Genomic DNA, 14,236 nt, shown 5'->3' with positions numbered 1-14,236 from the left:
CAGCCCGGCACCCGATTGCCGTCCTGGCCTTATTTCGTGACCGAGGCATTCCAGAAATAGGGCCACGGGGCCGGATCGACGCCTTCCAGCTTGTTGGACTTGGCCGCCACGGCATTGAAGTCGCCGATCTTGAGGAGCGGCAGCTCGGCATAGATCGTCTTCTGCACATTGGCCCAGAGTGCGATGCGTTTGTCCGGATCGGCTTCCGAGGTGAAGGCGTCAACCGCAGCCTTGCGCGTCGGCGTGTCCCACCAGCCCGGCGAACTGGTCGAAAGCGCGCCCATCAGCGCCGGTTCAGGCAGGAAGGGGCTGTGGCTGATGTAGATGTCCCAGAGCTTCGGGTCGGCGCGGCGCTGCGTCAGCGTCGCCCAGTCCACCACCTGCATATCCACCTTGAAGCCGGCAAGCTTCAGATATTCCGCGGCAACCTGCGCCATCTTGTAGTGGAACTCATATTGGCGGCTGGTGAGAATGCGCAGCGGCTCGCCATTATAACCGGCCGCTTTGAGCTTTTCGGCAGCGGCTTCCGGGTTACCGACATTGTAGTTGCCCTCGACGCCGTCTTCCGTGTGCCAGGAGAAATTGTCGGGATAATAGGCGCCGTCAAGCGCATAAAAATCCTTGCTGCCGAAAGCGGCTGCCAGCATGTCTTCCATGTTCAGCGCCTCGGTTACCGCCTTGCGGACCTCAAGCTTGGAAGAAAGCCCCTCCTTGGTGTTGAATACAAAGACCGGGAAACCGAAAGGCTTCAGCATCAGCGGCTGCGACGCCGACGACGACTTCACCTTGTCGAAGGATTCCACCGGAATGGAATCAACATAGTCATACTGGCCGGAAACAGCGGCTTCGACGCGGGTGTTCGGATCGGGCACCGGAACGAAACGGATTTCATCGAGATATTGATGGCGTGCGCCACCATAACCGTCGCTTTCGCCGTCGCGGGACTTATAGCCGTCGAAACGGACGAGCTGGATATACTGGTCGGCCTTGCGTTCCTTCAGCATATAGGGACCGGTGCCGATGAATTCGGCCATTGGCTCCGCCTGCTTTTCAGCGGGCAGGATGATCGCCGCCGAATTGTTGAAGGCGAGCAGCGAGGTCAGCGGCGCATAGGGCTGCTTGAGGGTGATCGCCACCGTCCCTGCGTCAGGCGCGGAGATATTTTCGATGAAGCCGGCTGCCTGCTTGCCGCGCGAGGCGATCTTCATCCAGCGGCCAAGCGAGGCGACGACATCTTCGGACGTCATGTCGCTGCCGTCATGGAACTTGATGCCCTGCCGCAGCTTGATCGTGTAGGTTTTACCATCAGCACTGATCTCGGGCAGGCTTTCCGCCAGAAGCGGCGTCACCTTCCAGCCCTTGTCGAAGGTATAGAGCGTTTCGAAAATATGCTGCGTGACGATGCCGACGAGATCGGCGGTAGACGCCATGGGATCAAGTGTCGGCGGCTCGCCGATCGTGGCGACATTGATGACGCCGCCCTTTTCCTGAGCCATCATCACACCCGGCGCAAGCAGCAAAGCGGCGGTGGCAAGAAATGCAAGTTTACGTCTCATGATCAAGCTCCCAGCTCTTATGTGTTCCATTATTATGTTATATGCATCTTTATAACAGAATATCTCGATAAGTCGCCGTGTCAATGACAATGCGGCACGACGATGGGTTTCCGTAGTCGGCGAAACGAAAGACGGGTTTTTGCGAAAGGTGGCGGCAGGGTTTAAGGCAATGAAAAAATGGGGATTTCACCCAAAAAGACAGCGTGCGATAGAATCCATCCCTTCCGGCCGGGACGGCGGGAATGACGACTGGCGTTTGGCTGTAAAGGAAGAAAGGGAATTAAGTCGGTTGGATATTTCGCATTTGCGAACAAAGTGCTATTAAAGATCGGACCGACATCAGATCACCACACACATACCAGCACATTTTTATTATTCGTTACGCCATTCTCCGCCGCCAGCCGTATTTTAAAAGGCTGCACACAGACCTGATACTCTACACCGCCGAACTTTATTCCAGGGCGGAACATTAATTTTTATTACGTTGAAATTATTGAGGAAATTATGAAGACGGCAATCGTGCATGACTGGCTCACCGACAGAGGTGGCGCCGAAAAAGTGCTTCACAACCTTCTTGAAATTTATCCTCACGCGGACCTCTACTGCCTCGTCGATTTCATGAGCGAGCGCGACCGGGGGTTTCTCGGCGGGCGTCCCGTCAACACCTCCTTCATCCAGAAACTGCCTTTCGCCCGAAAAAAATATCGCTCCTATCTGCCGCTGATGCCGCTCGCCATCGAACAGTTCGATCTGAGCGGCTATGATCTGGTGATTTCCTCGAGCTACGCGGTCGCCAAGGGCGTCATCACCGGGCCGGGCCAGTTTCACGTTTCCTATATCCATAGCCCCATCCGCTACGCCTGGGACCTGCAGCACCAATATCTCAAGGAAACCAGATTGACGCGCGGCTTCGCCTCATGGATCGCGCGCGCCGTTCTTCACTATATCCGCATGTGGGACATCCGCACCGCCAACGGCGTCGACCTGATGACGGTCAATTCCAAATTCATCCGCAACCGGGTGCGCAAGTGTTATGGCCGCGATTCCACCGTGATCTATCCGCCGGTGGACACGTCCCATCTTTCCCCGTCCGACCTCAAGGGCGACTATTTCGTCACGGCGTCGCGGCTGGTGCCTTACAAGAAGGTGCACCTTATCGTGGAAGCCTTTGCAAAGATGCCGGACAAACGACTGGTCGTCATCGGCGACGGACCGGACATGAAACGCATCCGCGAAATCGCCGCGCCGAATGTCGAAATCCTCGGTTTCGTCGGCAATGAGGAGCTTCACAAATATATGGCCGAGGCCAAGGCCTTTGTCTTTGCGGCAGAAGATGATTTTGGCATCGTGCCCGTCGAATCCCAGGCGCTCGGCACACCGGTCATCGCCTATGGCAAGGGTGGCGTGCTGGAAACCGTCGTTCCTCTCGGCGCCTCCAACCATCCGACCGGCCTTTATTTCGGTGAGCAGACACCGGAAGCGATCTGCGCCGCCGTACAGGAATTCGTCGACAATTCCGATCGCTTCGACAAGAACGCCTGCATCAACAATGCCGCTCGCTTCTCACGTGAGCGTTTCCTGCGGGAATTTGCGGATACCGTGAATTTCGCGCTGGCTGAGCGGGCATAACGAGCTAATAAAAACATTTATAAAACAATTGATTAGAACTCAATTGAATCAACCGCAAAAGAAACCGCGCAAGCGTGACAAAACTGCACTAGCGCAATGCGGTAATCAAAGAGATTATGGCAGCCGACTGAATATTGAAGCACAACAATACTGACACCATCAGGGGATTAAAACATCGTGCCTCGCCCGAAATTTTTCGGCGCAGTTGAGCGATGATGAACTTGAAGCATCGCCTGAAACTGGGCATATGCCTGATTGGGAGGCGTAAACATCTCGGGATGCGATTCCGCTGAACGGATGTAATGCCGGTTTTGATTTTCTTTACCGGTGTCATTTATGAAGTGCTTATTTTTAAAAACTTATACGATGTCCGGATTATTTCTGCTTTTCGGACGGCATTCATTTCGAGGACCAAATGCGTTTATTGAATGTTTCGATTCTGCTTGCCTCCGCAGCACTGGCGGGGTGCACGGTTACAGCGGCCTCAGGGCCCGATGCAGCGTCGATCGAATCTAACGCTTCCGTGAAATTCGCCTCCAAGGACAAGCAGAAAACCGCAGGTGTCGACTACGCGCTGCTCGATATCAACAGCGCCGTTCTCAATTATGTCGGCGATACCACAACCACGACCCTGCTCGGCAGTTTCGGCGGCGGCAAGGGCGGCGTTCCGGCCCTGCCGATGGGTGTCGGCGACGTGGTGCAGGTCGCGATCTTTGAAAGCCAGGCCGGCGGCCTGTTTATCCCGAACGACGCGGGCAGCCGTCCCGGCAACTTTATCAGCCTGCCGAACCAGACGGTCGACCGGGAAGGCAATATCAGCGTTCCCTATGCGGGCAAGATTCGCGCCACCGGCCGCAATGTCGAGGATGTCCAGAGCGAAATCGAGGAACGGCTCGCCAACCGTGCCATCGAGCCGCAGGTTCTCATCACCAAGATTTCCAGCCGCTCCGCGCAGGCCTCCGTGCTGGGTGACGTCAAGGAGCCGACCAAGGTTCAGCTTTCGGAAGCAGGAGATCGCGTTCTCGACGTTATCTCCTATGCAAAGGGCCTTAGCGCCCCGAATATCGAATCCTATGTCACGCTGATCCGCCGCGGCAAGACCGCGCGCGTCAACTACAACCACCTCGTCAGCACGCCGTCCGAAAACATCTATGTGGTTCCGGGCGACACGATCATGGTGGAGCGTGAGCGCCGCACCTATCTCGCCTTCGGCGCTTCGGGCCTGAATGGACGTTTCGAGTTCGAGGATGCCGATCTCAAGCTTTCGGATGCACTCGGCAAAGCGGGCGGGCTGCTCGATTCCCGTGCCGACCCCGCCCAGGTCTATGTCTATCGTATCGTCAAGCGCGATCTTCTCTTGAAGCTCGGCATCAACACGTCCAAGTTCCCCGGACAGGACGTTCCGGTCATCTTTCGCGCCAATCTGCGCGATCCGTCGACCTTCTTCGCCGCCACCAAGTTCCCGATGCAGGATCGCGACATCATCTACGTCACCAATTCGCAGGCTACCGAACTCTACAAGTTCCTGGATCTCGTCGGCTCCGTTCCGGCAACGACGGGCAATGTTGCCGAGGACGTGCTTGCCACGCGCAACGCCATCCGGGCCTTCTGATCGTCGGTTTCTCGCCACTTGTACCAAAGCCGCCCCGGAAACGAGGCGGCTTTTTCTTTGGCCGGAACCGGCGGCGAAGGTGAACGTGATCAAGCATGGGCTTTCGGCACGGACCGAAACCGTCTGCCCCCTGAAAGACAACGCATATAGCGACGGTCATTGTCGCCGCCATTACAAAAGTTTAAGGTGATTTCGCAGCGCATTGGGTGTCTTGTGGGGGAAAGCTGCTCCCAAGGCTTACCGCACATGTTCGGGAAACATGTATCGCTCTCATTACGCGGAATCGTCAGATGAAACGTTTCTGGACCGCCCTCAGCGTTCTTGCCATTGCAGCCGCCGGTACCTGGTATTTTAGGGATCGCTTGCCGCTCGACCAAGTTCCTTACCTTAAACAATTCGCCAGCGTCTCGCAGCAGGCGAACACCGGACCGGCGGCACAATCGGCCCAGAGCGGCCAGCCAGCCCGACAGCAGGGACAAAGACAAGGTGGAGGTCGGCGCAATGGCGGGCCACCCACCGTCAGCACCATCGCCGTCAGCAAGGCGACGCTGCCGATGGATGCAACGGCGACGGGCTGGGCGGTTGCAGCCGACATCACCAATATCGCGCCGCTTCAGGCCGGCCTCGTTACCGAAATCGAGGCGAAGGATGGCCAGCACATCGAGGCAGGCGATCTGATCCTCAAGATGGACGATCGCATCGCCCGCGCCGCCGTCGACAAGGACAAAGCCAATATCGCAGCTGATCAGGCAACGCTTGAGCAGACGGAGGCGGCCTTCCAGCGCGCCGTCAATCTGGTCAAGCAAAGCGCGGAATCGCAACAGGTGCTGGATCAGGCCAGGGCAGCGCGCGACAGCGCCAGCGCCAAGATCGATGCCGACAAGGCAACGCTCGCCTCAGATCAGGTGACGCTCGAGCATATGGAAATCCGCGCGCCTTTCGACGGACGGCTCGGCGACATCACTGTCAGCCCCGGCGCCTATCTCAGCGCAGGCGTCAATATCGTGACGATCACCAAATACGATCCGATCTCGGTCAGTTTCCGGCTTTCGCAACGCTATCTGCCGCAACTGCGTGAAGGCGTGACAAAAGACACCGCTGTTGATGTCGATCCGGCGGCGACGGGTGGCGAGCCGATGAGCGGTGTGCTGCGGTTCTACGACAATACGGTGGACCAGACCTCCGGCACCGTGCTGGCCAAGGCGGAATTCAAGAACGATCGCGGTCTTTTATGGCCCGGCCAGTCCGTCAACGTCACGGCTCATTTTGTTTCGGATGAGGAGATGATCGTCGTGCCAACGGTCGCCGTGCGACCCGGTCCGAAGGGCAATTTCGTCTATACCGTCGATAGCGACCATCATGCCCATATGACGCCGGTGGAAGTCGCCCGTTCGAATGGCGATCTCACGGCCATCGCGAGCGGCCTGAACGGCGGTGAGCATATAATCGTCGAGGGCCAATCGGAACTTGCCGATGGCCAGCTCGTCGTCGAGCAATTTTCCGACAAGGGCGGCGCGGCCGGTAATCTGGCCGCCAATATTCCGCAGGAAAAGGTTGGCGGCCAATGATCCCGAATTTCTGCATCAACCGGCCCGTTGCCACCACGCTTCTTGCCATAGGCCTGATACTGGCAGGGCTCGCCGGCTTCCGCCTGCTGCCCGTTGCCGCCCTGCCGAAAGTGGATTTTCCGACGATCAATGTCTCGTCATCGCTTTCCGGCGCTTCGCCGCAAACCATGGCCACCTCGGTCACCACGCCGCTGGTGAAGCAGTTCGAAACCATTCCCGGCGTCAGCGAAATCAGCGCCACCAACACGCTCGGCAACAGCTCGATCGTGCTGCAGTTTGATCTCAACCGCAACATCGATGCTGCGGCCGCCGATGTGCAGGCGGCAATCTCGCGCGCGCAGCGGCAGTTGCCGAGCAACATGACGACGACGCCGAGCTATCGCAAAACCAACCCGGCCGATGCGCCGGTGCTGCTGCTCGCTGTCAACAGCAAGGAAATGCCCACCAGCAAAGTGGACGAAATCGCCGAAAACATCATCTCGCCACTTCTTTCCACCATTTCGGGCGTCGCGCAGGTCAGTATTTATGGCGCTCAGACCTACGCCGTGCGCATCGGCCTTGATCCGACGCAGCTTCAGGCAAGAGGCCTCGGTGTCGACACCGTCACCACGGCCATCGCTCAAGCCAACAATCAGGTGCCTGTCGGCGCCCTGCAAAACGAAAATCAACGCCTGACGATCGAGGCGGACACGCAACGCACCAATGCCGAGGCGTTCCGCTCGCTGGTCGTTTCAACGACCAACGGCGCACGGATTCACCTCGGTGATATCGCCAATGTCACCGACAGCATCGACAACACCAATGCCGGCAGCTGGTTCGATGGCGAACAGGCCATCATTCTCGCCGTGCAGCGTCAACCGGATGCCAATACAGTCGAGGTTGTTGACGCCATCAAGGCCAAGCTTCCGGCGCTTCACCAGCAATTACCGCCTTCAGTCAATATCAACGTCATGAATGATGCCTCGACTGCGATCAAGGACGCGATCTCGGACGTGCAGTTCACGCTGTTCCTCACCATCGGGCTGGTGGTGGCTGTCATTTATCTCTTCACCGGACACCTGACAGCAACCATCATTCCGGGGCTTGCCGTGCCTCTGTCGCTCATCACCGCCTTCGGCATGATGTATGTCCTGGGTTACAGCATCGACAATATTTCACTGCTCGGACTAACCCTGTCCGTGGGGCTGGTGGTGGACGATGCCATCGTCATGCTGGAAAACATCCTGCGCCTGCATGAAAAAGGCCTGCCCATGCGGGAAGCCGCCCTTCAGGGCGCGGCAGAGGTCAGCAGCACCATTCTGTCCATGTCCATCTCGCTGGTTGCCGTCTTCATTCCCATCCTGTTGATGGGCGGCGTCATCGGCAGGCTTTTTAACGAGTTCGGCATGGTCGTCACGCTGGCGATCATGGCCTCGGCGCTGGTGTCGCTGACGGTGACGCCGATGCTCGCTTCGCGCCTCTCCGGCCATTCCTCCAGACCACCGGCGATCATCCGCTGGTTCGATGCGGGTTTCGAACGTACGCTACGCGCCTATGGTCGCGCCGTCGGCTGGTGCCTTTCCCATCGCCGCATCGTTTTGGCGTCATTTCTCGCCTCGGTCGCGGCATCGCTTTATCTCTTCGAAACCCTGCCCTCCAGCTTCTTCCCCCAGGAAGATATTGGCCGTCTTTCGGTCTCGACACAGGCGCGTGAGGATATTTCCTACACGGCGATGCGTGACCTGCAGGCTCAGGTCGCCGATCAGATACGCAAGAATCCGGCCGTGGTGCACGTCACCTCCATTGTCGGCGGCAATTCCCGTAACCCGCTGAACAACGGCTCGATGTTCGTGGAACTGAAGCCGAAGGAAGAGCGTGCGCCGCTGAGCCAGGTGCTCACGGAACTTGGGCAGGCCACATCGAAAGTGGCGGGCATCCGCACCTATATCAATCCGCAGCAGAGCCTGCGTTTCGGCGGGCGCAGCTCCGCCAGCCAATACCAGCTCGTCGTTCAGGGCCTGAATGCCGACACGACCAATGAATGGTCGAACAAGCTGATGGAGGCGATGCGCCGCGATCACACCTTCACGTCAGTTACCTCGGATGCCCAGAATGGAGCGATCGCCGCAACGATTTCCGTCGATCCGGAAAAGGCGGCCGCCTTCGGCATCACCAATGACCAGCTGCGCAAGACGCTGGAAATGTCTTTTGGCGGTTATACGGCGGCGCAGATCCAGTCCACCGGCGACAGCTACGACGTTATCGTGGAATTCGACAGCTCCAAACCGTGGAACGATGATTTCCTCAGCGATATCAACATTCTCTCCGCAAAATCGGGCGTTCTGGTTCCGCTTTCAAACTTCGCCACCCTCACCCGCACACAGGCGCCTGTGACCATCAACCAGACGGGCCAGCTCGTCTCCACGACGATTTCCTTCAACCTGCCTGACGGCGTGGCGCTTTCCGATGCCACAAGCCGGATCGATCAGATCAAGAGCACGATAGGCCTGCCGCAGGATGTCTTCACCAGCTATGGCGGCACGGCGGCGATCTTCCAGCAGAGCCAGGGCAATACCGGCATTCTCATTCTGGCGGCGGTGCTGACCATCTATGTGGTTCTCGGCGTGCTCTACGAAAGCTTCATCCACCCGCTGACCATCCTCTCCGGCCTGCCGGCGGCGGCCTTCGGCGCGCTGGTGGCGCTGAAGGTGATGGGCATGGATTTCTCGATCATCGCGCTGATCGGCCTGCTGATGCTGATCGGCATCGTCAAGAAAAACGCGATCATGATGATCGACGTGGCGGTGGAATTGATGCGCGAAAAGGCCGAACCACCGGCTACGGCCATTCACGAAGCCTGCGTGCGCCGGTTCCGACCGATCATGATGACGACCTTCTGCGCACTCCTTGGGGCGCTCCCCATTGCGCTCGGCTCGGGCGCGAGTTCGGAACTGCGCCAGCCGCTCGGTATCGCCGTGGTCGGCGGCCTCATCGTCTCGCAATTGCTGACGCTGTTCATCACGCCTGTCATCTTCGTGGAAATGGACAGGTTTGGCCACTTCCTCACCGGTCTGTTTTCCCGCAAAAAATCAGCCGAGAAACATGCTGAACAGCAAAAGCCGGAAGGCACCGCAGAGCCCGATTCCGTCGCGGCTTAATACAGGCTTCCGAGGCGCTTCAACGCCTCGGAAAAACCTGCCGACTGCAGCTGGAATGAGACGGTTCGGCCCTGCAGGTCCGGGGCTTCGATCGTCAGCGTCTTGCCTGTTTCCAGAGCCGAGACAAGTTCGACGAAGGGCGTGAAAGACACGACACAGCCGACAGGAAGGCAGGTGCTCACCTGCACTTCCTGCAGCCGCACATTGCCGGATTTTATCGAAAAGAGCTTGGTGACAGCCAGACCGAACGGCATGACGATGGTGCCTGAAAGCTGTCCCGGCGTTTTGGAATCATCAAGCCGGAATTCGACCGAGACGACAAGTTTGCGGGTTCTTTCCTCAAGCTGCACCTGTGCGATGGCGCAGAGCGGTTTGGCCGGCGCCGTCTCCGTGGTGTTCGGATCGGCGGGATCTTTTTTCACTGGTGCCGCACAGGCAAGTTGCCAGCTTCCATGAACTTCATGCAGCGGTACGGCCGGGTTCGCGGCTTCCTGCGCACCCGCGTCACCCGCCATGGCCCCGGCGAAGACGGCAACAACAAGCGCCGCATTCCGCGACATGTTTGGTCTGAACGGCATCAGAAACGGACTCCCAGTTCGGCTGAAGCGGATTGATCCAGCACACCCGCCCCAAAGACCGCGCCATAACGAAATGTCAAAGTGGCGGAAGGACCAAGATCGTAGCCGAGCCCCAGGTTAAGCAGCGCGACATCCTGCGTCATCGCTGTTCCTGCGACGGAAAATCCATTACCGCCGGTATAAAACAATGTGCTCACCACTGACGGGTCACCGTAGGCGTGCCGCCACCCGATATCGAACGTCGCCTGCCCGGACATGTCGTCCAACGAAATATCCTGACGCAAACGCGCACCAAGCGTCGTGTATAGCTGATCATGGCTGGCCGAACCGGACGATACTGCGGCAACGCCGCCCTTCTCGCCAAAGGCCTCCGTCTCAAGGTTCACATAGCTGATACTGGCATAGGGCTCGATGAGGGTGCGATCGAGATCGAAACGCCAGGCTGCTTCGGCAAAGGCCTGCGTTGTGGACGCACCATAGCTGGCAGTGAGATTTTCCTGCAATGTTGAAAAGGAAAGCACGCGGCGCGTGTCGATATCCTGAAAGGCATGGGTCGCGCCGAGGCGCAGCGATGCCGGACCGTTCGTCAGACCCGCATAAGCTGCCACATAATAGCTATCCACATCCGCCGATGCCGACTTCTGGCTTATGCTGTCGTGACCGTAGCCGGCGGCCACACCAGCCCGCACGCCGTCATCCAAATCTCCATCCAGACCGATAAGGACGCCCTTACCTTTGATATCAACCGTTGCGCCATTTCCATCGCCGTCGATACGGCTGCGCGATCCGAAGCCATTGGACCAGACCGTGAGGGAACCCTCGTCCACACGCTGTGGTCCGCCCCCGCCCGTCACATTGTCGGTGGACATGATCGAGCGCGAATCCACACCGCCGAAGGCGCTGCGCAACCTCTCGAGAATGACATCCCGCGTCAGCTGGCTGCGATTTATCAATGCCATGGCCAGTGAGGGATGCAGTTCGCCGGCAAGCTGTGAAAAGGCGGATTGGGGTTCATTTTGCCCCAGAAACAATGCCGCCTGATAAAGCGCCGGGTCTTCCCGTGCCGCCTCAACGGCATTCGCGGCGTTTTGGGCATTCTCCGAGGATGTCTCAGAGGCAAGCAGCCCGGAATCCGGCGATGCACGGTTAAAGGAGAGATATGCGGTGCCGTTATCCGTGCTCTTTGTGACGTTCACAACCAAATAAGCGAATTTCTCGTCCACGCCGGAAAAGGTGCCGGCAATACCGCCCATTGCCGTCAGGATCGGATATTGCGTGCCGAGACTATAGGCTGAATGACTTGCAAGCGGCGTGACAACGAGTCTGACGTTGTTGTCGATGGTGACGGTACCGGCGACGGCAATCCTGTCGGAATTGCCGGACGCGTCGATTTCAACCGCATAGGTCGAGCCACTGAGGAATCGCACATCGCCGGTCGAGGTCAGGGTGCCGATCGAATTGCCGGGCGACAGCGTGCCCCCGGAAGCGACAGTCAGCCCGCCGATGGTGCCGGAACCACCAAGCGTCGCGCCGCTGCGGACGGAAACGGCGCTCGCCAGCGAGCCGTTGACGCTGAGCTTGCCCGATGAAACCTCGGTTGCGCCTGAATATGTGCTGTTGCCGGTCACAACCAGATTGCCGTCGCCGGTCTTTTCAAAGGTGCCGGTGCCGCTGACGACATTTGAAAACGTGCCTGCTCCGTCCACGACGAGCTGCGCATCGTTGACGATCTGGCCCGAGCCGAAGCTTTTTGCCGCTCCAATCAGCGTGCCGGCCGAAATCGTTGTTATACCGGAATAGCTGTTGTTACCGGCAAGAACGAGATTGCCGCTCCCCGTCTTTTCGACAGTACCGAAACCGGTAAGATTATTTGAAAGCGTGCCGGCCCCATCCACGACGAGTTGCCCATTGTTGGCGATCTGGCCAGAACCAAAACTCGTCGCCATGCCTTTCAAAGTACCGGCAGATATGGTGGTGCCGCCGGAGTAGCTGTTATGGCCTGCGAGTGTGGTGACACCATTCTCCGCGACAACACGTCCGGTCCCAGAAATATTCGCGGAGAGGCTATAATCAGCTTCCGAATGATTGAAAACGATACTGCCGTTGCCGGCGCCGAAAACGATTCCCGCAGCGTCAACCTCACCTGCCGCTCGCGCCGTCAATCCCGCGCGGGCGCCTATGTTCAAGACGCCAGTGGAACCCGCCGCCGCCGCGATGACAATCGTGTGGGCCGCAAGCGCGCCGCCACTAGTCACCTCGACTGAACCGCTGCCGCCTCCACCGATCACGAGAGCATCGTGGACCTCAACCTGCGAGCCAATACCACCAACATGCAGGAAGCCGTTTGATCCAGTCTGCGTGCCAACAAACAGGCGATTTGTATCGAGAGAGCCGGCATCGGTCACCGCTAAATTTCCACTGCCGTGCCACCCGACATAGGTTGAACCGGAATTGACCAGATTGCTGTCAACGGAGACGGTAACGATCGAGCCCGCTCCGGTAACGCTCAGCTTGCCGGAAGAGCCGCCAAGCTCGCCGATCGAAAGCTCCTTCGCCCGGATTTCGCTGCCGGTCGTGACGGAAACCTCTCCCGTGGTAGCGTTCTCATATCCGACGATCAGCGTCTTTGCGAGCGTCAGGGTCGAGCCGCCGCCGCTGATGTTCACCGCGGCAATCATCGATTTGGTGCCGACAATTGCGCTGTCGCTTGTTACCGTTCCGCCGGTATCGACATGCAGCGAAGCGTCGCCTTCCCAACCCACATCGAGATCACCGGCGTTGTTGAAGGTGCTTCCTGACCCGGAAACCGTGATAGAGCCATCACTCCCCTCTTTTGCCCCGACAACCGTGTTGACGGAATCGACATGACCGCCGGCTTTGACGCTCAGGGAACCAGAGCCTGAAAGGCCGACAGAAAGACCATCGTCTCCGATCGTCCAGGCAGAATCCGCGCCTTCAACAGTGGCAGACCCCCTGGCACCCGAGACAGCGCCAAGTTGAACCGAAGCACTGTTGATCGCAGCGCCCGCCATTACATCAACTGTACCATCACCGATGGCACCGCCAGGATCGTTCTCATCACCGCCAATACTCAGATTGCCCGTGATCCACCGGGAATCGCTGCCCGTGACGGTGGCCCGACCGACCGAATGCCGGCCGATCACGACAGCGCCACTGATAACCTCTGCCGCCGTCCCGACAAACATACTTGCCGAGCTTTCATTGCCAACAATCAAGGGGCCGGAGGTTTCCAGAATGGAACCACGGCCGTTGACGGTCAGCGAACCTCCGCTCGATGTCGCGAGATTGCCGATGATGGTGGTCGCAAGACTTTTGACAACACCACCGCTGGAGATCGTCAGAAGCCCGTTGCCGCCATGGCCAATCACCATATCCTGCGACACGGTAAGGCTGCTTCCGCTCCCCTCGACGGAGACGGTGCCTACAGAATCCATACCATCTGCGATCACAAATCCGCCGGTCCTGAACGTGCTTGCGCCCAGAATCTGCAACTGATCAAAGCCATCATCCGCCGCGACACCGACAAAAGTGGTGCCGGTATTATCGAAACTCGATAGATTGTCGAGAGTGAGCCAACCATGGCCCGAACCGCCACCCAGGTAGACATTCCCACCGGAGACCGCCCTGCTGCCGGTGAGGGAGACTTCCCCAATGCCTACGCCGCCAATAAATATGTCATGTTTGTTCGACCAATCGCCGCCGGAAAAATTTAACGTGCCCGCGACCAAATCCTTGTTGCCGAGTTTTGTATTGGAAGTCTTAAGGCCGCCCTCCACTGACAGCGACCCATCCAGAGTAATGCCAATGCCGAGTTCATCGATTTCTGCGACACGCCCGGCGGCTATTGTCGGGCCTTGAGCGTCGATGGCGGCGAGGTCGTTCGCTCCCGGCACACGCGTGTACCCAAACCAGCTACTTGGCGAGAACCAGTCATCCGAGGAAGAGCCAACCCAGGCGATGGATTCTGCAAATGCAGCAGGCGCGATGGCAGAGGACAACGCCAGCGCAAGGAGGCTCGTTGATGCCCGCAAAAAGAACTGCCGGACGGGCCTAAAACCTGAACCGGTCTTCGACGCCTCTTCCCGCCAGAAACCACCGGTCATCAATTTTTCCTCATCGGCGCATCATTTCGCCT

The 14,236-nt window shown here is 58.4% G+C and carries 7 protein-coding genes; 4 read left to right on the top strand and 3 right to left on the bottom strand.

Going from position 1 to position 14,236, the window contains the following annotated elements:
- Positions 1 to 29: 29 nt before the first annotated feature.
- Complete coding sequence (locus DA915_RS22730; RefSeq protein WP_107677391.1) at positions 30 to 1,556, bottom strand: ABC transporter substrate-binding protein; 1,527 nt, start codon at positions 1,554 to 1,556, stop codon at positions 30 to 32.
- A 504-nt stretch (positions 1,557 to 2,060) separates the two neighbouring features.
- On the opposite strand from DA915_RS22730, the gene DA915_RS22725 reads away from it, so the two are divergent.
- The 4 genes from DA915_RS22725 (at position 2,061) to DA915_RS22710 (ending at position 9,502) form a co-directional block, all read left to right on the top strand.
- Entirely contained in the window at positions 2,061 to 3,185 is a 1,125-nt protein-coding gene (locus DA915_RS22725; RefSeq protein ID WP_003506450.1) for a glycosyltransferase family 4 protein, read from the top strand.
- 415 nt (positions 3,186 to 3,600) lie between these two features.
- On the top strand, positions 3,601 to 4,797 hold the full coding sequence (locus tag DA915_RS22720) for a polysaccharide biosynthesis/export family protein (RefSeq protein WP_107677390.1): 1,197 nt from the start codon (positions 3,601 to 3,603) through the stop codon (positions 4,795 to 4,797).
- A 290-nt stretch (positions 4,798 to 5,087) separates the two neighbouring features.
- Positions 5,088 to 6,365 (top strand): efflux RND transporter periplasmic adaptor subunit, encoded by a 1,278-nt coding sequence (locus DA915_RS22715; protein ID WP_107677389.1) that lies wholly within the window; start codon positions 5,088 to 5,090, stop codon positions 6,363 to 6,365.
- On the top strand, positions 6,362 to 9,502 hold the full coding sequence (locus DA915_RS22710; RefSeq protein ID WP_107677388.1) for an efflux RND transporter permease subunit: 3,141 nt from the start codon (positions 6,362 to 6,364) through the stop codon (positions 9,500 to 9,502). Before DA915_RS22715 ends, DA915_RS22710 begins: the two co-directional genes overlap by 4 nt.
- Here DA915_RS22710 and DA915_RS22705 read toward each other — a convergent pair.
- On the bottom strand, positions 9,499 to 10,080 hold the full coding sequence (locus DA915_RS22705; protein ID WP_107677387.1) for an invasion associated locus B family protein: 582 nt from the start codon (positions 10,078 to 10,080) through the stop codon (positions 9,499 to 9,501). The genes DA915_RS22710 and DA915_RS22705 overlap by 4 nt on opposite strands.
- Positions 10,080 to 14,204, bottom strand: coding sequence for an autotransporter domain-containing protein (locus DA915_RS22700; RefSeq protein WP_107677386.1), 4,125 nt, complete (start codon positions 14,202 to 14,204; stop codon positions 10,080 to 10,082). Before DA915_RS22700 ends, DA915_RS22705 begins: the two co-directional genes overlap by 1 nt.
- Positions 14,205 to 14,236 lie beyond the last annotated feature (32 nt).

Origin of the sequence: Agrobacterium sp. LAD9 (assembly GCF_003031125.1) — a bacterium.
Classification (GTDB): domain Bacteria; phylum Pseudomonadota; class Alphaproteobacteria; order Rhizobiales; family Rhizobiaceae; genus Agrobacterium; species Agrobacterium radiobacter.
The sequence above is the reverse complement of the archived record's forward strand: the minus strand, read 5'-3'. Positions and strand labels throughout refer to the sequence as shown.